This is a genomic window from Pseudoalteromonas sp. PAB 2.2, assembly GCF_001938575.1.
Classification (GTDB): domain Bacteria; phylum Pseudomonadota; class Gammaproteobacteria; order Enterobacterales; family Alteromonadaceae; genus Pseudoalteromonas; species Pseudoalteromonas lipolytica.
This window is the reverse complement of sequence record NZ_LYPI01000012.1, coordinates 98,588-123,264: the sequence shown is the minus strand read 5'-3', so window position 1 is coordinate 123,264 and position 24,677 is coordinate 98,588. Positions and strand designations below refer to the sequence as shown.

The 24,677-nt window shown below is 42.5% G+C and carries 24 protein-coding genes; 10 read left to right on the top strand and 14 right to left on the bottom strand.

Features of this window, described 5'->3' with window-relative positions:
• Positions 1-62 precede the first annotated feature (62 nt).
• The gene (locus tag BWD47_RS11905; protein WP_065979699.1) at positions 63-1,340 is read right to left on the bottom strand and encodes an outer membrane protein transport protein; all 1,278 of its coding nucleotides are present in this window, start codon (positions 1,338-1,340) and stop codon (positions 63-65) included.
• A gap of 334 nt (positions 1,341-1,674) precedes the next feature.
• On the opposite strand from BWD47_RS11905, the gene BWD47_RS11900 reads away from it, so the two are divergent.
• Positions 1,675-1,998 (top strand): hypothetical protein, encoded by a 324-nt coding sequence (locus BWD47_RS11900; protein ID WP_036966150.1) that lies wholly within the window; start codon positions 1,675-1,677, stop codon positions 1,996-1,998.
• Here BWD47_RS11900 and BWD47_RS11895 read toward each other — a convergent pair.
• The 10 genes from BWD47_RS11895 to BWD47_RS11850 form a co-directional block, all read right to left on the bottom strand.
• Complete coding sequence (locus BWD47_RS11895) at positions 1,958-3,175, bottom strand: HD-GYP domain-containing protein (RefSeq protein ID WP_075594035.1); 1,218 nt, start codon at positions 3,173-3,175, stop codon at positions 1,958-1,960. The genes BWD47_RS11900 and BWD47_RS11895 overlap by 41 nt on opposite strands.
• Before the next feature lie 223 nt (positions 3,176-3,398).
• Positions 3,399-3,734 carry a ribonuclease E inhibitor RraB gene (rraB, locus tag BWD47_RS11890; RefSeq protein ID WP_036966145.1) on the bottom strand — a complete coding sequence of 112 codons (336 nt, stop codon included), beginning with the start codon at positions 3,732-3,734 and terminating at the stop codon, positions 3,399-3,401.
• A complete protein-coding gene (locus BWD47_RS11885) occupies positions 3,734-4,447 on the bottom strand; it encodes a 1-acylglycerol-3-phosphate O-acyltransferase (protein WP_036966142.1) in 714 nt (237 codons plus the stop codon). Before BWD47_RS11885 ends, rraB begins: the two co-directional genes overlap by 1 nt.
• Before the next feature lie 140 nt (positions 4,448-4,587).
• Positions 4,588-6,885 carry a DNA topoisomerase IV subunit A gene (gene parC, locus BWD47_RS11880; RefSeq protein ID WP_036966139.1) on the bottom strand — a complete coding sequence of 766 codons (2,298 nt, stop codon included), beginning with the start codon at positions 6,883-6,885 and terminating at the stop codon, positions 4,588-4,590.
• Between the two features lie 10 nt (positions 6,886-6,895).
• Positions 6,896-7,996, bottom strand: a complete 1,101-nt coding sequence (locus BWD47_RS11875) for a sorbosone dehydrogenase family protein (protein WP_036966136.1) — start codon at positions 7,994-7,996, stop codon at positions 6,896-6,898.
• A 49-nt stretch (positions 7,997-8,045) separates the two neighbouring features.
• Positions 8,046-9,935, bottom strand: a complete 1,890-nt coding sequence (gene parE, locus BWD47_RS11870; RefSeq protein ID WP_036966132.1) for a DNA topoisomerase IV subunit B — start codon at positions 9,933-9,935, stop codon at positions 8,046-8,048.
• A 33-nt stretch (positions 9,936-9,968) separates the two neighbouring features.
• Positions 9,969-10,529, bottom strand: a complete 561-nt coding sequence (locus tag BWD47_RS11865) for a YqiA/YcfP family alpha/beta fold hydrolase (protein ID WP_036966129.1) — start codon at positions 10,527-10,529, stop codon at positions 9,969-9,971.
• Positions 10,514-11,296, bottom strand: a complete 783-nt coding sequence (locus BWD47_RS11860) for a metallophosphoesterase (protein WP_074988928.1) — start codon at positions 11,294-11,296, stop codon at positions 10,514-10,516. Before BWD47_RS11860 ends, BWD47_RS11865 begins: the two co-directional genes overlap by 16 nt.
• A complete protein-coding gene (locus BWD47_RS11855) occupies positions 11,283-11,741 on the bottom strand; it encodes a DUF1249 domain-containing protein (protein WP_036966122.1) in 459 nt (152 codons plus the stop codon). Before BWD47_RS11855 ends, BWD47_RS11860 begins: the two co-directional genes overlap by 14 nt.
• A gap of 15 nt (positions 11,742-11,756) precedes the next feature.
• On the bottom strand, positions 11,757-12,389 hold the full coding sequence (locus tag BWD47_RS11850) for an NUDIX domain-containing protein (protein WP_075594034.1): 633 nt from the start codon (positions 12,387-12,389) through the stop codon (positions 11,757-11,759).
• 151 nt (positions 12,390-12,540) lie between these two features.
• On the opposite strand from BWD47_RS11850, the gene tolC reads away from it, so the two are divergent.
• The 3 genes from tolC to BWD47_RS11835 all read left to right on the top strand — a co-directional run bounded on the left by tolC (position 12,541) and on the right by BWD47_RS11835 (position 15,550).
• Positions 12,541-13,881 carry an outer membrane channel protein TolC gene (tolC, locus tag BWD47_RS11845; RefSeq protein ID WP_036966116.1) on the top strand — a complete coding sequence of 447 codons (1,341 nt, stop codon included), beginning with the start codon at positions 12,541-12,543 and terminating at the stop codon, positions 13,879-13,881.
• Positions 13,882-13,988: 107 nt separating this feature from the next.
• Positions 13,989-14,915: an LpxL/LpxP family Kdo(2)-lipid IV(A) lauroyl/palmitoleoyl acyltransferase gene (gene lpxL / locus BWD47_RS11840; RefSeq protein ID WP_075594033.1), complete on the top strand. Its 927-nt coding sequence runs from the start codon at positions 13,989-13,991 to the stop codon at positions 14,913-14,915.
• A 59-nt stretch (positions 14,916-14,974) separates the two neighbouring features.
• Positions 14,975-15,550, top strand: coding sequence for a TcpQ domain-containing protein (locus BWD47_RS11835; protein ID WP_036966110.1), 576 nt, complete (start codon positions 14,975-14,977; stop codon positions 15,548-15,550).
• On the opposite strand, the gene glnE is transcribed toward BWD47_RS11835, so the two are convergent.
• Positions 15,539-18,331, bottom strand: a complete 2,793-nt coding sequence (glnE, locus tag BWD47_RS11830) for a bifunctional [glutamate--ammonia ligase]-adenylyl-L-tyrosine phosphorylase/[glutamate--ammonia-ligase] adenylyltransferase (RefSeq protein WP_075594032.1) — start codon at positions 18,329-18,331, stop codon at positions 15,539-15,541. The two genes, BWD47_RS11835 and glnE, sit on opposite strands and share 12 nt — an antisense overlap.
• Before the next feature lie 73 nt (positions 18,332-18,404).
• Here glnE and BWD47_RS11825 point away from each other — a divergent pair, with 73 nt between their 5' ends.
• From BWD47_RS11825 to ruvX, 6 genes are all read left to right on the top strand, one after another.
• Positions 18,405-19,298 (top strand): hypothetical protein, encoded by an 894-nt coding sequence (locus BWD47_RS11825; RefSeq protein ID WP_075594031.1) that lies wholly within the window; start codon positions 18,405-18,407, stop codon positions 19,296-19,298.
• 28 nt (positions 19,299-19,326) lie between these two features.
• Positions 19,327-19,791: a hypothetical protein gene (locus BWD47_RS11820; RefSeq protein WP_036966101.1), complete on the top strand. Its 465-nt coding sequence runs from the start codon at positions 19,327-19,329 to the stop codon at positions 19,789-19,791.
• 59 nt (positions 19,792-19,850) lie between these two features.
• Positions 19,851-20,585, top strand: a complete 735-nt coding sequence (rsmE, locus tag BWD47_RS11815) for a 16S rRNA (uracil(1498)-N(3))-methyltransferase (RefSeq protein WP_036966098.1) — start codon at positions 19,851-19,853, stop codon at positions 20,583-20,585.
• A 69-nt stretch (positions 20,586-20,654) separates the two neighbouring features.
• Positions 20,655-21,608 (top strand): glutathione synthase, encoded by a 954-nt coding sequence (gshB, locus tag BWD47_RS11810; protein WP_075594030.1) that lies wholly within the window; start codon positions 20,655-20,657, stop codon positions 21,606-21,608.
• A 25-nt stretch (positions 21,609-21,633) separates the two neighbouring features.
• Positions 21,634-22,191: a YqgE/AlgH family protein gene (locus BWD47_RS11805; RefSeq protein WP_036966093.1), complete on the top strand. Its 558-nt coding sequence runs from the start codon at positions 21,634-21,636 to the stop codon at positions 22,189-22,191.
• A gap of 27 nt (positions 22,192-22,218) precedes the next feature.
• The gene (ruvX, locus tag BWD47_RS11800; protein ID WP_075594029.1) at positions 22,219-22,668 is read left to right on the top strand and encodes a Holliday junction resolvase RuvX; all 450 of its coding nucleotides are present in this window, start codon (positions 22,219-22,221) and stop codon (positions 22,666-22,668) included.
• Here ruvX and BWD47_RS11795 read toward each other — a convergent pair.
• Both BWD47_RS11795 and BWD47_RS11790 read right to left on the bottom strand, forming a co-directional pair.
• Positions 22,665-23,537 carry a hypothetical protein gene (locus BWD47_RS11795; protein WP_065979692.1) on the bottom strand — a complete coding sequence of 291 codons (873 nt, stop codon included), beginning with the start codon at positions 23,535-23,537 and terminating at the stop codon, positions 22,665-22,667. The genes ruvX and BWD47_RS11795 overlap by 4 nt on opposite strands.
• A complete protein-coding gene (locus tag BWD47_RS11790) occupies positions 23,537-24,670 on the bottom strand; it encodes a PilT/PilU family type 4a pilus ATPase (RefSeq protein WP_036966084.1) in 1,134 nt (377 codons plus the stop codon). The genes BWD47_RS11795 and BWD47_RS11790 overlap by 1 nt, the downstream gene beginning before the upstream one ends.
• Between the last annotated feature and the right edge of the window lie 7 nt (positions 24,671-24,677).

Genomic DNA, 24,677 nt, shown 5'->3' with positions numbered 1-24,677 from the left:
GGCTTTTTTAATTTCTAATAAGTATCAGCGATTTTTACACAGTATAAAAATCGCCTTAAATATTAAAATGTGTAGTTATACTGAGCACCTAATAGTACAGCATGACCTTTTGATTCATATTCCCATGAAACATTTTGGCCAAGTGACGCTGCTAAACTATCTTTTTCAGTGAAGTTTTGTGTTTTACCACGAAGAATACTCACACCTAAGTCGATATTTGAGTTTTCGCTGAATGCGTAATTACCACCGAACGAGAACCAGAAACGGTCTGTATCAGGAATAGAGATTGAAAGGTGTGATTGTTCAGCTGGCGATTCATCGTAAGCAATACCTGCACGAAGTAATAACGCATCGCTGTACTGATAGTCAGTACCAATTGAGTAACGCATTGAATCAGAGAAATTCTCTTCTTTAGAGAAAACAGGCGTTTCACGGCTTGGTGTATACGCTTCTAATTTCTGGAAGCTATCCCAACCAGTCCATAAAATGCTGTAGTGTACGCCTAGCTTTTTGTCTAATTGGTGTGAACCAGAGAACTCAGCAATCGCTGGTAATGTTAATTTTAGCTCGCCAGGTACAGTCATGCCCGCTAAACCACCCACAGCTGCAGGTAATTGGTTTGAGTACTCACCTTCAAAATCGATATCTGTTTCGCTGCGGTAGCTAAAGCCAAAGCGGTTATTTTCATCAAGTTGGTACATTGCACCCACGTTCCAACCAAAACCGTAATCGTCACCTTCAAGGTGAGCAATTTGCGTATTCGCAGGGATACCAAATGGGTTAGCACCGGCATTACGAACTACTTTTGCATCAGCGTAAACATAGTTTAAGCCAAGACCTACGCTGAACTGCTCGTTGATTTTGTACGATGCACTGGCATTCATGTTAACAGTTACGATTTCAGTTTCACCCGCAATCGAGCCTGCCGCATAGTCGTCATTAAACTCAGTTGAAAGACCAAAGTTAGAAAAAGCACCAAAACCTAACGACACTTTGTCATTTAATGGCATGGTGAAGTAACCTGCAGGAATAAATGCAGATGGAGCGATGCTATCATCATCAATTGAGTTTGCATCTAAACCATATGCAGCGCTCTGGCCTTTTAAGCTTACGTCTGGAATAACAGCAATGCCTGCCACTGAAATTTGCTTGTCTTTGAATAAAGACATAAGTGCAGGGTTACGAGCTACAACTGAAGCATCATCAGCAACGGCTGCTTCACCTGCGTATGCACGGCCTAAACCCGATACATTTTGCTCTGCTAATTGGAAAGCTGCAGCAAAGCTGTCAGCAGAAACAACAGCAAGTGATGCTGCAATTAATGTTTTAGTGAACTTCATAAATCTGTGTCCTCTTGCAATCTAATGCGTTAGCGATACCAATTTATAGTGCAACCAGCTAGTTAGCTTTTAAAGTTAGCGCTACATGTTGGTATTAGATGTTTTATTCTAATAATTACAAACTTTCGAACATTACCTTAATTAAGATCAAAAAACTGTAATTTTTCGTTAGAAATAGGTAAAAAACCCACATTTTAACAACAGGATAACAACTTATTAAAACTCATCAGATCTCTGGTAACAAATAGTAATTGATATCAATTATCATTTGCATTGACATCTTTTTAGCATCGCTTTAGACTAAAAACAGTGTGTTAATGGATCAGGCATGGTTATGGAAATCGCTTTTATTTTTACTGCATTGCTCTTATGTGGAGTCAGTGTTTACTACTTCTGTAAAGCAAACTACTGTGCTTGCACCAAAGCCGGTGAGTGCGATAACCCCGTTAATCAGTATTGGTTAGGTGCGATGTGCAGCGCGGTTCTGTCGTTATTGTTGTGTTGTGTTGCTTTGCATGTCGAAAAAGGCACATTATTGTGGTTGGTATTAATGGTAAGTTGTTTTAGTGGTGCATTTATTTCAGCTAAACGTAATGCCAAAAAGCGCTGCACTAAAGCTAAACAAGCAAATGCTCTTTTAACAAACGAGCCAAATTAAGCTGGTAATCAAGCGGTTTGATACTAGCAACAATCTTTAATTCATGGTTTTCGCTTAAATTAACATCTTTAGCGGTAATATGGTGCTTGTGTTTAGCATTATAAAATATTTTTACTTTAGGCTTTATAGGGTTCTCGTGATTCCCTTCCATCACTAACGCAAGACGTTCATTGTTAAGCTTAACAATTGTGCCAACTGGATGTACTCCCAAGCACTTAATAAACCGCTGTACAAGTTCTGAGTCAAACAGGTGCTTATTAGCCAACAAGTAACGTAATGCCGAGATAGGCTCTTCGCCTAATTGATGAGGGCGGTCTGCTGTCATTGCATCATACACATCGACTATGGCCATCATTCGCGCTGGCCGACTCAGCTTTTCAGCGCCAATGCCACGCGGGTAGCCACTGCCATCTAAGCGTTCATGATGATTAACGACCATATCAAGCATTAAAGGGCTAATTCCCTTTTCACCTCTAATCACACCTAAGCTTTGTGCGACATGTTTTCTAACAACCTGCATTTCTGTGTCATTCAATGCACTGGGCTTTGATAGCACTCCTTGCGGCATTTTTGCTTGCCCTATATCATGCAAAAGCGCCCCCATAGCAAGCTCTTTTATCGTTTTTTCTTTGTAGCCTAGATACTTAGCAAACACACTAACTAAAATTGCGGTATTAATCATATGACGCCAATTATAGATATGCTTGTCTTTAAGACGCGTTAATATCGTCAGCGCATTGTGATTTCGAAACACAGAGCCGACAATATCAACCGCAATATCATCTAATAAACTCATATTCATTTTCAGACCCGCGGTGATGTCTGAGTAAAGTGCTTGTAATTTACGGCTGTACTGTTCGTAGTGAACACTCGCCTTAAGAAACTCCTGCTCAACCGTTACAGCGTGCGACTTAGTATTAAGGGCGTCAGTTTGCTCTACAATTGGTTTGCTTGGTTCTGCAACTGGTTGGTATTTTTTAGGAAGCGCAACATCACTCTGAGCAAAATCGATAAGGAGTTCTTCAACGCCCTCAGAAATTAAACGCTTAATAATGGTTTTATCACGCACTAAACCACGCGTTTTTATTTTAATACTGTTTATGTGTTCTTGTTGCTTACTGACACTGTCAACAAACATCCCTGGTACAAGTTCGGCAATCGGTAAGGTGATTAACATAAAAAGGTTAGTGCATAAAAAATCGAGTTTTCATTATCGCCCAACCGAAAAAAATGTCTATAGATCAAGTCTCGAATACGAAATAGGTATGAGTTAATTTTAGAGGTTAGAGGTTAGAGGTTAGAGGTTAGAGGTTAGAGGTTAGAGGTTAGGAAATTATAAGCGCGATTGTATATCGCGCCATAATTCAGACAGTAACGCGGGGTAAACCCGCTGCTACATTTTATTCCTGAAAGTATGTGCCCCAACCGTCATACTCAACGTCACATTGCTGTGCAAGAGCTTCTAATTTATCAACATCTTCCATTATGACTTCAACGTCAAGCTCAGCTTCAACAACGACGTCAAAGCTCCATACTTTTTGGCCATCTTCTAGCTCAAGTTCTGCAGGTTCTTCAACATCGTAGCCAAGTTTAAATGCGGCTAGCGCAGCTTGCTCTAATTTTTCGAAGTTTTCACTTACGAAGTGATGTTCAACTTCATACAGTACTTCAGGATCTGAGCCATCTTCAAGGAGTGAAGTAACAATGTCTTCACTAATTTCGCGCCAATTTTCCATTATTTATTTCTCACTTGAGCATCTAATTCAGTTATTTTAGCAGCCATAATATTATGAACATGCGACGCATGCTCACGTGCAGTTACGTCTTTATCAAGATAAATCGGCGCTAACATTTCAAGGTAAATTGTACCATTGTCTAAGCGGTTTAGCTTAATAGTTTTATGCGTGGTACTCATACAAACAGGCACAATGGGGACATCGGCACTCATTGCGGTATGAAATGCCCCCGTTTTAAAAGGCAGTAAACCGCGACCATAACTCCGAGTTCCCTCTGGGAACATCCACACAGACAGACCTTTTTGCTTTATTTTTTCGGCTGATTTAGAAATGGTACCCGCTGCTTTTGAGCGGTTTGCACGGTCAATTAAAATATTACCTGAAAGCCAGTATAGCTGACCAAAAAACGGAATCCACTTTAAGCTTTTCTTACCAAGGCTGACACAATTTTCTGGCACCATCGCGGGTAAGGTGAATATGTCGTAGTTGTTTTGATGATTTGCTACATACACTGCTGGACCCACATTTTTAGCGTCAGGGTGATAAGTCAGCTCAAGCTTGACGCCTAGCAACACCGCCATTTTACTAAACCAACCTGAAACAATGTGCACATTATTATTGTGAAATGGTTTAAAAATGCATAAAAGCAAACCAAACACACAGCTTAAAACAATAAATAACGCCATGATAATAATACGAAAAACAGCTAACAAACGGATTCTCCTCGAGTAAATCAGCGCGCATTATAACGTGAAATATGTCATTACCATAGCTTTTGGCGTACATGTGTGCGCTAAGATATTAATCTCTTTTCGTTGCAATAAAAAAGGCCTGCTTAGCAGGCCTTCTTAATTTATTCACTCAAATCTGTTGAGGATTCGTCTGGTTCATCGGTGTGTGTTATTTCTACCACCGCTTCATCTACACGCTGTAACCCGCGTGGTAGCTTATTACCTCGTCGACCGCGCTCACCATGATAATGCTCAAGATCACTTGGTTTTAAGGTTAATTTACGCTTGCCTGCATGAAGTGTCACACTGCTGCCCTCTGGCACCACCGCAAGTACTTTTACAAACTCTTCACGGGCTTGTACTTTTGCACTAGGAATAGAAATAATCTTGTTTCCCTTGCCTTTGCTTAGCTTAGGTAAATCACGTAATGGGAATAACAGCATACGGCCTTCATTTGAAATCGCCATACAGTAATCTGTCGCAACATCACTCACACGGATAGGAGCAAGTAGCTCTCCGCCTTTAGGCACGCTAACCAGCGCTTTACCATTCTTATTCTTACTAACAAGATCTTTAAAGTCGCTAATAAAGCCATAACCTGCATCTGAAGCCATCAATAATACTTGATTGTCTTCTGCCATCACCACATGTTCAAAGTTAGCCCCAGAGCTTAAATTAAAGCGCCCTGTCATTGGCTCACCTTGGCTTCGCGCTGACGGTAAGCTGTGCGCATCCGTGGCAAATGCTCGACCACTTGAGTCAAGGAACACCGCAGGCTGGTTGCTCTTACCTCGCGCCGATGCTTTGTAGTTATCGCCCGATTTATAGCTGAGTCCTTCCACATCTAAATCATGGCCTTTACCGACACGTGCCCAGCCTTTTTCAGACAGCACAACAGTGACTGATTCTGATGGAATAAGATCTTTCTCGCTCAACGCTTTTGCTTCAACACGCTCAACAACAGGCGAACGACGATCATCTCCGTACATTTCAGCAGCTTCTTGAATTTCTTTCTTCATTAACGTCGACATACGACGATCTGACCCTAGCGTTTGCTCTAATTTATCACGCTCTTTGGCAAGCTCATCCTGCTCGCCTTTAATTTTAAACTCTTCAAGTTTCGCTAAGTGACGTAGTTTTAATTCTAAAATCGCTTCGGCTTGCGTGTCTGTTATTGCGAAACGCTCCATCAGCACTGGCTTTGGCTTATCTTCAGTACGGATGATTTCAATCACTTCATCAATATTTAAGAAAGCAGTTAATAAACCTTCTAAAATATGTAAGCGCGCAAGTACTTTATCTAAACGGTACTGTAAACGACGACGTACTGTTTCACGGCGGAACGTTAACCATTCAGTTAAAATGCTGAGTAAATCTTTTACTTGTGGGCGTCCATCTAAACCCAGCATATTTAAGTTTACGCGGTAGTTCTTTTCTAAATCGGTTGTCGCAAATAAGTGAGCCATTAATGGCTCTGCTTTAATGCGATTTGAGCGCGGTACAATAACGATACGCGTTGGGTTTTCGTGATCAGATTCATCACGTAAATCTGCCACCATTGGCAGCTTTTTCGCATTCATTTGCGCAGCTATTTGTTCAAGTACCTTAGCACCTGAACATTGGTGCGGTAGCGCCGTAATAACAATATCACCATGTTCTTCGGTGTAGATTGCACGCATTTTAATTGAACCACGACCAGTTTGATAAATTTTACGAATATCGTCTTTTGGTGTGATGATCTCAGCTTCTGTTGGGTAATCAGGCGCATGCACTAATTCTAGCAGTTCTTCGATTTCAGTTTTTGGTTTATCGAGTAATAAACAACATGCACTCGCCACTTCTCGCACATTGTGTGGTGGAATATCGGTTGCCATCCCCACCGCAATACCCGTCACACCATTAAGTAAAATATGCGGTAAACGAGCAGGCAGCACCATCGGCTCATCTAATGTGCCATCAAAGTTAGCCGTCCAATCAACAGTTCCCTGCCCAAGCTCTTTAAGTAAAACTTCTGAGAACTTTGATAATCGTGCTTCGGTATAACGCATTGCAGCAAATGACTTAGGATCATCCGCTGCCCCCCAGTTACCTTGCCCATCCACCAGCGGATAACGGTAAGAAAACGGCTGCGCCATTAAGACCATGGCTTCGTAACATGCGCTGTCACCATGTGGATGGTATTTACCTAAAACATCACCCACGGTACGCGCTGATTTTTTATATTTTGCTTGTGCCGATAAGCCCAGCTCACTCATCGCATAAATAATACGGCGCTGTACAGGTTTTAGACCATCGCCTACATGCGGTAAGGCGCGGTCCATAATGACGTACATCGAATAATTTAAATAGGCGTCTTCAGTAAAGCGCCCCATTGTTTGTTGTTCTATGCCCTGCATCAGCAAGGTATCTGTATCACTCATTAACGCTTACCTATTTTTTCTTAGCGCTAACGCGGTAAATCGCATTAGCGTAATCGTCTGAGATCAATAAGCTGCCATCTGCAAGTTCTGCAAATGCAACTGGGCGACCAAATGTTTCTTCATTTTGCATAAAGCCAGTAATGAATGGGGTGTACTTTGTAATACGGCCTTGTTCAACATTGGCTAGCATGACTCTATAACCCGACTTTTTCGAACGATTCCACGAACCATGCTCAGCAACAAATAACTGTTCTTTGTAGTTGGCCGGAAATTGCTTACCGTTGTAGAAATGAATACCGAGTGGTGCAACATGCGCCCCCAGCGCCAGTGCAGGTGATTTGTAATCAGCAATACGCTTACCTTTGCCAAATTCAGGGTCTAAAATAGCCCCTGCATGCACATAAGGGAAACCGTAATGAGCGCCTTCTTCTCCTTCACCTACTCGGTTAATCTCGCATGGAGGCATGTCATCGCCCATCATGTCACGGCCATTGTCACTGAACCAAAAAGCATGGGTAGTTGGGTGATAATCAAAGCCCACTGAATTACGTACACCTTTGGCAATCGTTTTAATTTCTTTGGTATCAACATCCAAAGAGAAAATACGGCCGTACTTGTCATCTTCTGCACAAATATTACACGGTACACCAACAGGAACAATTAACTCCCCCGTTGGCGCAAAGCTAATAAACTTCCAGCCATGGTGACGATCGGTTGGGAACTTATCGTAAACCACCTCAAATTTGGGTGCTTTTAAATGTTTATCAATTTCTTTAAAACGAATAATACGTGACACTTCAGCAACGTATAAATCGCCGTCTTTTATTGCTAAACCCGACGGCATTTCGAGCCCTTTGGCTATCACAATTTTCTTATCTGCTACACCATCACTGTTATGATCGATAAGCGCATAAACATTGCCCGCTTTTCGCGAGCCGACATACACAATGCCTTTTTTAGAAACGGCAATTTGACGCGCATTCTCAACATCATCTGCAAATAAACTAACGTTAAAGCCATCTGCAACCGTTAGTTTATCTAAAATATCTTTTGCCATCACTGGCGCTGACAACAAGCTCAGTGATAATAATGAAGTCAGTATTTTTTTCATTTTTCTTGCCTTTTAATTCATTTTCAGCAACTAAGTTGCAGCTCTATATTTAAACTTGTGCACGATTACCGTGATCTTCTAGCCACTGACGACGGTCTGAAGAACGCTTTTTAGCAAGCAACATGTCCATCATTTCCATGGTTTGCTCTTCCTCATCAAGTGTTAGCTGCACTAAGCGACGTGTATTAGGATCCATGGTGGTTTCGCGTAATTGCAGCGGATTCATCTCACCAAGACCTTTGAAGCGTTGTACATTAACTTTACCGCGTTTTTTCTCTGCTTCTATCCGGGCTAAAATGCCATTTTTTTCGTCTTCATCAAGGGCGTAATACACATCCTTACCAATGTCGATTCGAAATAAAGGGGGCATTGCCACGTACACATGGCCTTTTTTGATAAGCGCAGGAAAGTGACGCACAAACAATGCACACAACAAGGTGGCAATGTGTAATCCATCCGAGTCAGCATCCGCTAAGATACAGATTTTATTGTAGCGCAGACCAGATAGGTCACTTGAATCAGGGTCAATGCCGAGTGCTACCGAAATATCGTGAACTTCTTGCGATGCCAAAATTTGCCCAGACTCTACTTCCCACGTATTTAAGATTTTACCTCGCAGCGGCATAATCGCTTGGAACTCGCGATCACGTGCTTGTTTAGCCGAACCACCCGCCGAGTCACCCTCAACTAAAAACAGTTCAGTGCGGTCATTATCTTGCGCGCTGCAATCTGTTAACTTACCAGGTAATGCAGGGCCTGAGGTAATGCGTTTACGCACTACTTTTTTGGCTGCACGTAAACGACGTTGCGCATTAGAGATACATAAATCGGCAAGTAACTCGGCAGTTTCGGTGTGCTCGTTTAACCATAAACTAAATGAGTCTTTCACCACACCAGACACAAATGCAGCACATGAACGCGAAGACAGCTTTTCTTTTGTTTGACCTGCAAATTGCGGGTCTTGCATTTTAACTGACAGCACATAACTACAACGCTCCCAAATATCATCTGGAGTTAGTTTTACACCACGTGGCAGTAAGTTTCTGAACTCACAAAACTCACGCATCGCCTCTAAAAGCCCTTGGCGCAAGCCGTTTACATGGGTTCCGCCCTGTGCGGTTGGAATTAAGTTTACATAGCTCTCGGCAATCGATTCACCACCATCAGGTAACCACACAACTGCCCAATCAGCGCCTTCTGTTGAGCTGGCAAACTCACCTATAAACGGCTCTTTAGGCAAGACATCAAAGCCTTTTACAGCCTCATTTAAATAGTCTTTTAGGCCTGTTTCGTAGTACCACTCGAGTGTTTCTTTAGTTTGCTTATTGGTAAATTTGATGCGCAAACCTGGGCATAATACGGCTTTGGCTTTTAATAAGTGATTAAGTTTGGTGATCGAAAAGTTCGCTGAGTCAAAATAGCTGGCATCAGGCCAAAAACGAACCGTTGTCCCGGTATTACGCTTACCAACCGTGCCAATAACGTTTAAGTCTTCGACTTTATCGCCGTGTTCAAAGGCCATTCTAAATTGCTGCGCATCGCGGCGAACAGTCACTTCAACACGAGTAGATAGCGCATTCACAACCGAAATACCTACGCCGTGCAAACCACCTGAGAATTGATAGTTCTTATTTGAGAACTTACCACCTGCATGTAGCTTGGTAAAAATAAGCTCTACCCCGGGAATTCCTTCTTCAGGGTGAATATCGATTGGCATCCCTCGGCCATCATCAATGACTTCTAATGAGTTATCTTCATGAAGAATGACATCTATTTTTGTTGCATGGCCTGCCATTGCTTCATCGACACTGTTATCGATAACCTCTTGGCCTAAGTGATTAGGACGCACCGTGTCGGTATACATACCAGGGCGGCGTTTAACAGGTTCTAACCCGTTTAAGACTTCAATTGCTTCGGCGTTATAATTTTGCTGACTCATAGTTTTTATATCTTTTATGCGCTTAGCTATGTTTTACGTGATTTTAAGAAAATCTACAATACTTGCAAAGGTTTGTTCGAAGCCGATAAAACTATGATCGCCTCCAAATTCAACGCGTTGCTTACACTGAGAATAATATTTAACCGCCTCTTGATAAGGCAGTACTTCGTCGCCTGTTTGCTGTAACAAATAGAGTAATGACGGCGTTTTTATTTGCGCTAAATACAAGCTGCGCAATGCATCCATATGCCGCTTATCAAGCTCATAATGAACATTTTGATACGGGTTATAGTTTGGTCCCAAGAGATTATCAAGCAGCTCAAAAGGACGAACCGCGGGATTAATGACAACAGCAGGGAGGCCATAACGCTGCGACAAATACGTCGCATAAAACCCACCAAGCGAACTGCCTAACAACACGGTATCTGCCGTGATGAGCTGCTCTAGCTGTAGCATGGCATGCAATGGCTCATGGGTTAAACGAGGCACTTGATAGTCAACATCAAATTGCGCCATATGCTCACCAAAACGCACCGCTTTATAAGACTTTTCAGAGCTGTTAAAACCATGAATATAAATTACCCGTTTAGCCATACTACATCCGTTGTTAACTGCACGCTATGCGTATCATCAAAGTTTAGGGTAATTAAACGAAAAGCAGGCCCTAAATCCTCTTGCTGCCACTGTGTAGTTTGCTTGGTAAACTGGATGGAGCTTGCGGGTGTTGCGTATATATTCAAGCCGCGAAATGCATACTTATAATCATGATGAACGTGACCATGAAACAACGCGATGCAGTGATGAGTGTTCACCAACGCATTTAACAATTGCGGGCCATTTTCAAGAAGGTGTTTATCAAGATAACCGTTTATAGGTAATGGGTTATGATGACAAAACACCACACTAGGTGTGTCATCCACTCCCTTACTAAGCTCCTCTAAATGCGCCTGTTTTACCCATCCCGCAGGTGTTGCGCCTTTCGAGTTAGCCAACAATAATTGCCCACCCTGAAAAGTAATTCGCTTATGGCTTAAAATGTGAGGACCCGCAATCGCATGGTATTCCTGTAACTCATCGTGATTACCCGGCAACCAAAATACGGGACACAACAGCGGTGAATCCGCAATTAGTTTAGCGAATAACTGGTATGAATCGCGGCTATGATCTTGCGTTAAGTCACCACCAAATACAACGCAGTCGACTTGATGCTCTGCAATTGCGGCTAAACAACGTGCAAAATACTCTGCGGTATTAACCCCAAAGTACTCGCCACTTTGATCTTTAAATAAGTGACAATCTGTAACATGGGCAACCGTTAACTGCGATTTTTCAAAATGGTAAGCGTCGCTAAACCAAGCCATTGTTAACATCCCAATTTAATACTGCGCGACCATTTTCAACACAAGCCACTAACCAGTCATATAAAAAAGCATTCAGCTGATATTTCTCGTCTTTTTGATGCATATTTGGATTAGGATAAGCATACGAAGGTTTAATGCGCTGATGAAAATCATGATGAATTATTTCGGCGACTTTCGCATCATGGTACATACGAACGGTTAAATACAGCGGTTTAACCGAATGTACGTGTCCCGCTTCCTGACTAATCGAGATATCCATGGTGTACTTTGCTGTATTGTCAATTTTGACAACAAAGGTACTACTTCCCAACTGAACTTTGCGTTCTTGGTCAACTTGACGCTCTTGAGGAAGTAACTTTAATGCACGCACATAATTGTGCTCACACAAAGTTAAGTACTTAGGTAAGCTCTGAATGTAACGTTGTTCAGCCGTGACGTACGTCAAAATGCCCCCTACTCGTTAGTCGTTTTGCAAATCAGACACTATACGTTGCCTGTTCAGTGCTAACCATTGTAGCGAAATAACCGTTGCAGCATTGTCTATTTCACCTTGCTCCAATCGCAGCATGGATTCATCATATGACATTATATGTGTTTTGATGTCTTCATCTTCGTTATCAAGACCAAAAATACCACCTTGGTATTGAGATAGGTCAGTATAGGCTAAATACAAGAACAAACGCTCTGTTGTTCCACCCGGACTTGAAAGATACGACATCATGAATTCAAGTTTATCAAGCTCAATCCCCGCCTCTTCAAACGCTTCGCGTTTGGCGACTTCTTCATAGTCAGTACTGCCATCAGCCATACCCGCTATGCATTCAAGTAACCAAGGAGAGTGTTTTGAGGCCAATGCCCCAATGCGTATTTGCTCAATTAACAGCACCTGATCAGTCACCGGATCATAAGGAAGTACGGCAACCGCATGGCCTCGTTCTAATATTTCACGCTTTACTTCGACAGACTGTCCACCGGCAAACAGTGCATGACGAAAGCAATATAAATTGATCTTAAAAAAACCATCATAAACACGTTCAATAGGCTTTAACTCTATGTCGTCATGGCTAAATTGTGAGATTGCGGTTATTTTCATTCTCTATTTCCTATACATTATGCGTAAAAAATACGGCCAATTATATTCTGTTACACTTGGACATGCAGATTTACGTATTTTTTTTTTGGTTATTCATTAAAAAAGAGTACCATGGTGACAGTACGAAAATTGTCTAAGGACTGAACGAACAATGAAAAAAACACTACTCGCTGCGCTTATCGGTTTTTCAAGCGCATTGACTGCAACAGCAAGTTACGCTGAAGACCTACTTCAAGTTTACGAGATTGCAACAGCAAACGATCCTACCGTACTTAAAGCAAAAGCCCAAGCAGATGCGCAAGCTTATGAGAGCGATCGCGCGTTAAGTGCACTATTACCGCAAATTGGTCTTAGCCTTGGCTATGAATCAACAGATTCAACATTATACGAAGGCACTGATGCGACAGGTTATGCTGAGTTTAGTCGCGATACAGATGTATTCAGCCGTGGCATCAGCTTAAGCCAAACATTATTTGATTTAGGTGCTTGGAATACCCTAGGTATTGCTGATAAACAGGCTTTACAAGCATCTGCACAATACGACTTTGCAAAACAAGATCTTATCGTGCGTGTGGCAGAAGGCTATTTCAATGTATTGAGCGCGATTGATAACTTAGAGTTTGTGCAAGCTGAGAAACGTGCCATTGAGCGCCAACTTCAACAAACAAAAGAGCGCTATGCAGTGGGTTTAACCGCGATAACTGACGTTCATGAAGCTCAAGCTCAGTTTGATAACTCAGTCGCAAAAGAAATTGTTGCTAAGAACAGTGTCGAAACAGCGCGTGAGCAACTTCGTGAAATCACGGGTAAATATCATGCTAAATTAGACATGTTGAACACGGACACTTTTTCAACGGTTGCACCTAGTAAACAGTCAACTGATTACATAAAAATCGCTGAAGAGAAAAACTTAAATCTGCAAGTGTCAAAAGTGACTGTCGATATTGCAAAAGATCAAATCGACTTAGCAAAAGCAGGACACTACCCTAAGCTGACACTCAACGCATCGTACAGTGACGGCCTAGAAGATTTAAATAAAAACTCACATGAGCCACGCACAGATACGGCCAGAGTGGGCGTTAATTTCAGTGTACCAATTTACTCTGGCGGAGCAACCGTAGCTGCGACAGATCAAGCGCGTGCATTCTACGTTGCAGCAAGCGAAGATTTAGAAGCAAGCTTACGTGCAGTTACACGTTCTGTTATTACGTCTTATAACCAAGTGGTTTCAGATATCGCTACATACAAAGCACTTCAACAAGCGGTTGTGTCAGCCGAAAGTGCATTAAAAGCGACTGAAGCAGGTTTTGAAGTCGGTACACGTACCATTGTTGACGTACTGATCAGCACACAAAATCTTTATAACGCGAAAAGTAACCTTGCCAACGTACGTTACCGTTATGTTGTTTCTACATTACGCTTGAAGCAAGCTGCGGGTACATTAACAGGTGAAGACCTCGTCGCGATTAATCAAGGATTAAAAGAAATCTAAGTATTTCTTATCATTCTTGACGATTCTATAAGCCAGCTATTGCTGGCTTTTTGTATTTTTAAACACTTACAGTTAAACTAGCTTTTTTATTTTTAGAGATAATTTTTGTGGTTAGTTCATCTCCCTTTAAAGCGTCTTTTTTAGGCCCTCGTTATTGGCTTACTTGGGTTGGCGTATTTTTTCTGTATTTAATTTCTTGGTTACCACATAAATTCCAATTATTTCTCGGCAAACTCATCGGCCGTTTAGTGCATCGCTTTATGAAGCGCCGCCGCCATATTGCAGAAGTAAATATTCGGTTATGTTTTCCTAATATGCCTGAACACGAGCAACGTGAGTTGGTACTAAAAAACATGGAAAACACCGGCATAGCCATGATGGAAACAGGCATGGCTTGGTGGTGGCCAGAGTGGCGAATTAAAAAAGTGTTTGGTTCAGTAACAGGACTTGAACACTTTGAAAAAGCGCAGCAATCGGGTAAAGGAGTTTTGTTACTGGTTCCACATTTTTTGCATTTAGAAATGGCCAGCCGAATCATGGGAATAAAGCACCAAGGCATAGGCTTTTATCGCCCACACAATAACCCATTGATGGAATACTTCACCACCAACGGGCGGTTGCGTTCTAACGAATACCTAATTGGCAAACGCGATGTAAAAGGCTTACTACAAGCGCTTAAAAACAAAAAAGTATGCTATTACTTACCTGATCAAGATTATGGCCGTAACCGTTGTGAGTTTGCGCCCTTTTATGCTGTTCAAGATGCAGCAACAACCACGGGAACATTACTTTTTTCAAGCAGTAAATACTGTGAAACAGTGAGCTTGACCAGTCGCAGAGATGAGCAAGGGCGTTATCATTTAATGGTACTGCCGGCTCTTGAAAATTTTCCATCTGGCGATAACCTGACAGATGTGACGCGTGTTAACCAACGTATGGAACAGGCAATCGACTTAGCGCCCGAACAATACATGTGGTTACACCGTCGTTTTAAAACACGCCCTGACGAGAACGCCCCTTCTTATTATAAGTAGAGTGACAATTTTTAATTTGTATGGTTTTATTAAACGAGTAAACAACAAGAGAATTAGAAATGTGGTTTTGGGTTAAGCATTTATCATTAGCTGTAATTTTAATTGCTGCTGCGATTTATTTTTTATTTGGCAGCGGGCCAGTTCTTGATATCAAGGATACTCAGAATGCTGCAGCACAGGGACTATCCCGTTTTTACGCTGCCCTTAGAAATCAAGTGAACAGTAAAGACAACGAGCGTGATAAATACGTGCTCAAGTTGCCCGCACCTGAAACAAGCCTTGATATGGCGTTGTTTGAACGAGAAAAAGTCGTTGAGCCCTCTTCACCTAACTGGACGGGTGATGTGCAACCGCGTCGCTTTGAAAACGGCACAACCCTCAAGGATGTGTTGTCCGATTACGCACGTAACGAAGACATTGTGTTGTATTGGTATTTAAGCAAAGATTACGTTGTTAAAGATCACTTTCGTGTTGATAGTAATTTTGTCTCTGCCCTGTACCAAGTAGGCAGGGCAATTAACGACGACTTTGAAAGCGAGGTGTATACATTTTTCTGCTTTAAGCAAAGAGCAGCGGTGATCACTGAACTGCCCTCTGCTTATGTACGTGAAAACTGCCGTCGTTTAAAAAGCTAATACTTGCTGCCACACCTGCTTTACAAGTGCTATGTGCTGAGTTAGCTCAGCACGAGGGGCACAACGGCCTTGCTGATTTAAACTCATCATATGATAACGCGAGCGATACTCAATGTATGCAGCGACTAAATCGCGCTGCATACGTTCTGAAATACACCCAAAACGAGCGGCATCAGCCAAAATGCGCACATTATCAGACCAACATGTCAGCGCACGGTGCTGATGCGCATTTTTGAGCACAACATATTGAGTGATAAATTCAATATCGGTTATACCGCCTTGGTCTTGCTTTAAATCAAATAACTCTTCGGTCCCCTTGGCAAGATGGGCACGCATTTTTTCGCGCATTTCAACCACGTCTTTTTGTAATTTGTCTGCTTCACGCGCTTGGCACAATACATCTTGACGAATTTCTGCAAAACGTTCACTCAACGATGCCTGACCGTAGATCATACGCGAGCGTACAAGGGCTTGATGCTCCCATGTCCAGGCCTGCGTTTGCTGGTAGTGGTAGTAGCTTTCAAGATTAATTGCGAGTAACCCCGACGCCCCTTCAGGGCGCAGACGCGTATCCAGTTCATACAAAATGCCTGATGCTGTACGAGTATTAAATAAGTGCATTAATCGCTGAGCGAGTTTTAAATAAAATTGACGCGAATCAATCGACTTGTCGCCATCGGTGTAGCTACTGCCATCGTGGTTGTGAACAAACACTAAATCGAGATCAGAGTCGTAGCCCACTTCAAATCCCCCCGTTTTTCCATAAGCAATAACTGCAAATCCTTTTTCTTGCTCCGAGGTATTTGTTGGTCGGCCAAAACGCTCAACACAAGCATGCCATGCAATATTAACCGCTTGCTCTACAATCGCTTCTGCAAGCGCAGTTAAGTGATCGCTTACTTTCATGACATCAAGAACACCTGTGGCATCGGCCGCGGCAATCCGCAATTGATGAGTTTGCTTAAACTGGCGTAAAGCTTCCATTTGTAACTCAAGATCGCCATGCTCAATGCGTAGAAAATACTGCCTAATTTCATCTTTGTAAGCAGATAACGGCGTTGGTTTGTAAAGCACCTGGGGATCAATTAATTCATCAAGCAAAATTGGATAACGAGAAATATGTTCGCCAATCCATTTACTATGACAACACAGTGCAACCAATTGATTAAGTGCACCTGGGTTTTCATATAAAAGCTCTAGGTAAGCCGTTCGCGAGATAATTTTATTCAGCACTTGGCAAATCATGGTAAAGGCATCGCTACTCGCTTTCGTTACCGTAAGTTGCTTAAGCAATAGTGGCATGAGTTTATCGAGAATATCACGACCACGGGTGCCTATTTTGGCTTTCGTTAAGCGTGCTTTAAAATCATCAAGCGCAGTCTGCCAATCTAGATTAGGCTCGCACATCAAACTGACGTCGGTCATTTCCCATGCACTGATAAATTCACTTTCACATGGGTCTGCACTGTCACTTTCAAAGCCTATCACCTGCTCAAACTCACCGTGCACGTCGGCCATTATTTTATTAATAGCCACAAGACAGCTATCAAAATCGGGCTGCTTAAGTAAGTAGCATAAACGCTGCTGATTTTGCGCGTCATCTGGCAATGTTTGTGTTTGTTTGTCTGCGAAAATTTGTAAGTACTGTTCAATACGACGAAGCGCTAAGTAATTATGCTTAAGTAAATCAGCTTCTTTTTTCTCAATCACTTGATTATTAACAAGCTCTTGCAAAGCTAATAAGAGCGACTGAGTTTGCAAGTTAGCTTCGCGCCCGCCGCGAACCATTTGCAGTGCTTGCACCACAAATTCCACCTCACGAATTCCGCCTGCGCCAAGTTTTATGTTATTAGTTAAACGTTTTCGGCGTACTTCTTGTGCGATCATTTGTTTCATTTTTCGTAAAGATTCAATCACCGAAAAATCGATATAACGTCGGTATACAAAGGGCCTTAGTAGCTCATAAAACTCTTTCCAGTAACAATTTTCAGCGCCAATTAAACGCCCTTTAAGCATGGCGTAGCGCTCCCACTCACGCCCTTGTTCTTGGTAATAATCTTCAAGTGCTTGAAAGCTCATGACCAGAGGGCCACTTTCGCCAAATGGGCGCAGACGCATATCAACACGAAAAACTTGGCCATTAACGGTGGTTTGATTTAGCGCCATAATAAGCTTTTGGGCAACCTTTGTGTAAAAGACCTGTGCTTCGACAGAGCGACGTCCACCTTGGGTTGCGACATCTCGCGGGTATGAAAAAATCAAATCAATATCAGACGAATAATTAAGCTCTTTGCCCCCTAATTTCCCCATGCCAAGTACCATCATAGGAATGGCCTCTCCAGCACTGTTCAGCGGTGTGCCACTCACGTTTGCTACTTGTGCAAATGCCCACTGATTCGCACTGTCGATAAGTTGATCTGAAAGCTCGGAGATATAAGCAATGCTGTCATCAATCGGGTTTTGGCAACATAAGTCTAAATAGGCGACTTTTAGCCAATATTTTTCTCGGTATACACGCAATTTTGCCATTGCCGCCGCATCATCAAGGGTTGAGAGTTCATTGCTATTGAGGGGCGGTTCTGTGGTGCGATTAGCAAGTTCATCGGTATCTAACAACCACGCTTTTAATGTTGGTTGCGATTGTAAGCAGCTCCAGGCAAAGTCACTTAAAGACAATAAGTTAACAATACTTGGTTCAACATCTTGGCCTGGATACAAATCAGCAAAGCGTGTCTGACCTAGCTGCTGAAGCGCTTCTGGAAGCGGGTGTAAATTACTCATTAAATACTCTCTTTTAACTTACCTGTAACCGTACTAGAATGATTATCAAAGAATCTTTTTAGCAGGGATCTGCATGCAATATTTATCACTATCTAACACTAGTTTACTTGCGATTGCCATTAGTTTCGCTGTAATTTGCATCACCATCGTGCTCCTACGCATCCTAACGCAAATCAAGGCAAAACAAGCGCTTAAGGAAGAACTAGCCCAGCATGATAACTTTGCAATGGGGATCAGCTTTGCCAGTGAAATCTTAGTAGTGATCGCAACTATCGCGTACATTTTTGATGAAATTAGTCTAAGTGCAGCCCAGTCTAACCCACTCAAGGTGGTTATTTTAATAGTGTTATTATTCGCCTTTATTAAAGTCGGCCACTTAATTCATCGCAAATGGATTCTACATCGCTTTAACGAAGAGGCCGCCATTCTCAAGCAAAACGTGTGTGCCGCGCTTGTTGACTCCGGTATGTTAATCGCAAACTGTATTATCAGTTTAGGACTTTACAACTGGTGCCATACTCAAGGATACAGTAGTTTATTAATCGCAACGGTCAGCTTCTTTGTATTACAAGGGATGTTTGCGCTGGACAGTAAAATTCGTGAATACCGCTTTGCTAAAGCAAACCAAGGTGCCTCATTACAAAGTAACTTTAATTTAGAAAACACCTCTATTGGTATTCGCTATGCGGGTAAGTCTATTGGCCTTGCATTGGCGGGTTACGCTGGTCTTGCCAGTGCTTCATTTATTAGTGGTAAGATGGTTGAAAACTTATTTACTTTAGTGTCTCACTGTGGTGCGATGTGGGTATTGTTATATGTGCTAAGCTACATAATTAAATATATTTCACTACCCAATATAGATACATCATTAGAAGTGGATCACCAAGATAACATAGGTATTGCATGCATAGAGTTTGCCGTTTTCGGCGCGATAGGCTATTTACTAATTAGTATGTTTTCAATTTGATACGGAAGTACGTACATCGTGAGGCACCATGCCATTTAAAGTAAACAATTACTTACTTGTTGATGTAGACAGTGACTTTAGTCGCGCATTTACGCAACATTACTTTGCCAACGCACAAGGGTCTACCCTTGTGGTAGCAGGTGCGAATAGCCGTCATATGGTCAAACTGATGTTTGAACAACTCATCAAAGATTATTGCTACTGTGATTTTAGTAATGAAATAAGTGTCTCTGAGCTTGCCAGCTATTTACATGAACACCATAACATTCAAGGTGTTTTAATTAATCAAACCGATTACCAATTAGCAGACGACGCGCAAAAATTTATTTATAACTCACTGCATAAAGTACGCTTTTTAGTAAACCAAGACGAGCAAGGCTTTGATTTCATTCCCTGCCCTGATCCCGCACATATTAACCACCTATCTTGCCAAACAGATATTGCCGAAACACGCGCTGAAATCCTCACTTTAAGCGAAGATTTAAATAAATAATTGCACCTAAGCCGCTGCTTACTTACCATATCGCTAAATTATTTTATAAGTGACAGCCCATGCGAGTTCCTCATATTTATCAACCTTCTGTTATCACATTAGATAACCCCGTCACCCTTGATGAAGATGCTGCTGGCCATATTGGTCGCGTACTTCGTATGAAAGTCGGTGAGCAGGTGTCAATATTTAATGGTGAAGGTGGCGAATACCTCAGTGAAATCATTGAAGTAAGTAAAAAGAACGTCGTTGTACAACCACTCGAGTTTATTGATCATGACGTAGAGTCTCCACTTAAAATCCACCTAGGTCAGGGGGTTTCACGAGGTGACAAAATGGACTTTACTATTCAAAAATCAGTGGAGCTGGGGATCACTGAAATCACTCCTATTTTTAGTCAACGATGTGGTGTCAAACTCAGCGGTGAACGTTTAGCTAAAAAACACCAACAATGGCAAAAAATAGCCATCGCAGCTGCTGAGCAGTCTGGACGAAATTTTGTCCCTGTGGTGCACCCTCCAATTGATATCAAAGAGTGGTTAGAACAAAGCAGCGATGCCATAAAGTTAACCTTGCACCCACGTGCAGAGCACAGCATTAAGACCATTCAAGTTCCTTCGTCAGGCGTGCGGTTCTTAGTGGGCCCTGAAGGAGGATTTACCGATGAAGAGCTTGAGATTGCGAAACAACAAGCGTTCGTTGATATTCGTTTAGGCCCACGTGTACTGCGCACCGAAACCGCGGCATTAACGGTACTGAGTGCATTGCAATTACAGTTTGGTGATTTAGCGAATTGAAAATCGTAAAAACACCCATATATCAAGATCACTAACCACAGTATGGCAATACCATTGAAAGGCAAAAACATGGCAATTAAGTTAGGCATAATCTCTGATCCTATTAGTGGCTTTAATATTAAAAAAGACACTGGCTTCGCAATGATGATAGAAGCACAAAAACGCGGTTACGAACTTTACTACATGGAAATGGACGACCTGTCACTGCGCCAAGGTCAAGGCTATGCCACAGCAGCAAAAGCCCGTGTATTTGATGATGTAAATCATTGGTATGAGCTTGAAGAAAAAGCCTCCATTGCCCTTGCTGATTTAGACGTAATTTTAATGCGTAAAGATCCTCCTTTCGATACCGAATATATTTACGCAACTTATATTTTAGAGCGTGCAGAACAAGCAGGCACTTTGGTTATCAACAAACCACAGAGTTTACGTGATGCCAATGAAAAACTGTTCACCGCTTGGTTTAGTGAGCACACTCCAGATACGCTCGTAACACGAAGCCAAGCCGATATTCGTGCATTTTTAGCTGAGCATAAAGACATTATCTTAAAGCCATTGGACGGTATGGGGGGAGCGTCAATTTTCCGCGTTAAAGAAGATGACGCGAATATTGGTGTTATTTGCGAAACGTTGACTGAACATGGTAGCCGTTTTGCCATGGCACAAAACTATATTCCAGAAATAAAACAAGGCGATAAACGCGTATTAGTCGTTGATGGTGAAGTCATGCCATACTGCCTTGCTCGCATTCCTCAAAATGGCGAAACGCGCGGCAATCTTGCGGCTGGCGGGCGTGGCGAAGCACGTCCTATTAGTGATTCAGACCGTAAAATTGCTGAAGCTGTCGCACCGACACTAAAAGCGAAAGGGCTTATTTTTGTTGGTTTAGATATTATTGGCGACCGCCTAACAGAAATCAATGTGACGGCACCAACCTGTGTCAAAGAAATTGAAGCCGCTTACGACATTTCAATTACTGGTCACTTATTTGATGCCATTGAGAGAAAACTGAGCCATACTTAATTAAACCTAACAAAAGGGGCGACCTATGCAGTCATTAGAGAACCATTTCTTAATCGCGATGCCAAGCATGCAAGACCCTTTTTTCAAGCGTGCTGTTACTTATATTTGTGAGCATAATCAAGATGGTGCGATGGGCTTGGTGATTAACCAGCCTATCAATATCACGGTGGGTGAGTTACTCGATAAAATCGAGATTGATAACGACAAGACGCAACAAGCCGCAGGCCGCGCAGTGTTCGCCGGCGGCCCCGTGAAAACGGATCGCGGCTTTGTACTGCACTCGCCTAAGCCGGGCTACACGGCGAGTCAAAAGCTCAGTAGTGATATTATGATCACCACCTCAAAAGATGTGCTCGCAACTCTCACCACAGCGCAAGCACCCGAGCAGTTTATTATCACCTTAGGTTATGCCGGGTGGGATCAAGGACAACTTGAACAAGAACTACTTGAAAATGCGTGGCTAATCATTAAAGCTGACCCTGAGATTATTTTTAATACCCCCGTAGAAAAACGCTGGGAAAAAGCGGTTTCTATGCTGGGTTTTGATGTCAGTCAACTAAGCTCTGAAGCCGGTCACGCTTAACCTAAACGCACTAATTAAACGGCAACTATGACAAAACGCACTTTTAAGCCCATCGGTGAACGCACTGTAATGGGCTTTGACTTTGGTACCAAAAGCATTGGTATCGCCATAGGTCAAGAGTTAACAGGGACAGCCTCTAGCTTACAAGCAGTGAAAGCAAAAGACGGCATCCCAGACTGGCAACTTATTAAAAAACAGGTCGATGAGTGGCAACCTGATTTGATGGTTGTTGGCTTGCCACTCAATATGGATGGCACCACGCAAGATGTCACATTCAAAGCCAAAAAGTTTGCAAACCGACTACACAATCACTTTGCGATTCCGGTTGAAACCCAGGATGAAAGACTCACCACGGCAGATGCCAAAGCGCGCTTATTTGAACAAGGCGGTTACAAAAATCTAGGTAAGGGTAACGTGGATAATATGTCTGCGGTGATTATTCTTGAAAGTTTCTTTGAACAGTTTTATGGCGACTAAGGTTGTTTATTAATAACCGTATAGTGTGTTAAATCAGGAATAAAGCCTGCCTCGCGGTAGGCTTTTTCTATTGCACCCGCCTCGCGTAATTGCTGCAAGCCTTTTTGCAAAGCCGTATACGCTGCTTTGCCATCGGGGTGTTTCTTCGAAATAATAAAATGACGACTATCATTTAGCTGCAGTAGCACATCAGGCACCGCGACAAGGTTAATATCTTCCAGAATATAGCGATTATTTAAACTTGGCATTAAGGGCATCATCACAAAATCAACCCATTGCATTGATACCATTCGGACTTGGCTCAGCCACTCATCTTCGCGCAGTAATTCTTTTAGCGGTAACGCAGACAGTGTCTGCCAATCGGTTTGCCAGCGTGGTGTAGAAACCGCCGTTAACTGAGAAAAGTCAGACAGCTGGTTTATCTTAAATACTTTTTCATTACGAGGCGAAGTATATACCCCCGCAAAATACTCCCCTTCGCGGATCACCGGGGCTGACACATACACATCCCGTGTCAACTTATTTGCATCGAGTGACCACACACTGTCAAAACTAATAAGCAACTTACCATTTTCTAACAGTTTGGTGTTTCGGTAATTGATATTGCCTTTGTGATATCGAAAAGGCTTGGTAAATCCCCCCAATATCAAAGCTTGCTGGGCAATGATCATATCAACCACATCACGACGAATATACGCGCCGCTAAAGTCTTTTACTTCAATAGGCTCTCGCCCTTTTAAAAACCGGCTGTAATCATCAAACACATCATCGCGAATAAATATAACCACTTCATTTGCATCAATACTGTGCGCGGGCAGCGCACAACTCAACAGCAATAACACAGCGATTAAATTTATTCGCAACAACATCAGTCCTCACTCTTACCATCAAGGCCATCAATGGTGACGCCCTGTAAGAATCCAGCGCCCTTTTGTTCATTATTTTGCAGCTTAATCATCAAGCGTAAGTCGTTTGGTGAATCAGCATGATGCAAGGCATCGGCATAATTGATGCGATGTTGCTTGTAAAGTTCGAACAAAGCTTGGTCGAAGGTCTGCATTCCCATTTCTTTCGATTTTGCCATGGTCTCTTTTATTGAGCCAATATCGCCGCGCTTAATAAGCTCCGCAACCATAGGAGAATTAAGTAAAATTTCAATGGCAGCAACGCGCCCTTCCCCATCAGAGGTCGGCACTAATTGCTGCGCGACGATGGCACGTAAGTTAAGTGCTAAGTCATACTTAAGCTTATCGTGCTTTTCTTTTGGCACTAAATGCATGATACGGTCAATGGCTTGGTTAGCATTATTAGCATGCAGTGTTGCCACACATAAATGCCCTGTTTCAGCAAAGCTTAATGCGTACTCCATGGTTTCTTGCGAGCGAATCTCACCAATCAAAATGACATCTGGCGCCTGACGCAGTGAGCTTTTCAACGCCGATTCGAAACTCTCGGTATCAAGGCCCACTTCACGTTGAGTAATGATACTTTTACGATGTTCATGGACAAATTCAATCGGGTCTTCAATAGTTAAAATGTGCCCGCGCTGGTTTCGATTACGATAACCTAGCAGTGCCGCAAGCGAGGTTGACTTACCCGTTCCCGTGCCACCTACAAACAGAACTAAACCCCGTTTCGCCATGATCACATCGGTAAGAATAGAGGGTAAGCCTAAATCAGTAACATCAGGGATGGTGGTCACGATTCGACGAATAACCATGCCAGCCCGATCGCGCTGCCAAAATGCCGAAACACGGAAACGGCCTTCATCGTTAGCAATCGCAAAGTTACACTCTTTGGTGTCGTGAAACTCTTTGCGCTGCTTCTCGTTCATCGCTGACTCAACCATAGCAAGTGCGCTTTCATCAGAAAGTTTCTCGTCACTTAACGGGATGAGTTCACCATTAATTTTCGCACTTACTGGCAGCTCACTTGAAACAAATAAGTCAGAGCCGTTTTTAGTAATCATCACTTTTAAGTAATGATTTAAAGGTAAAGACATGTCAACT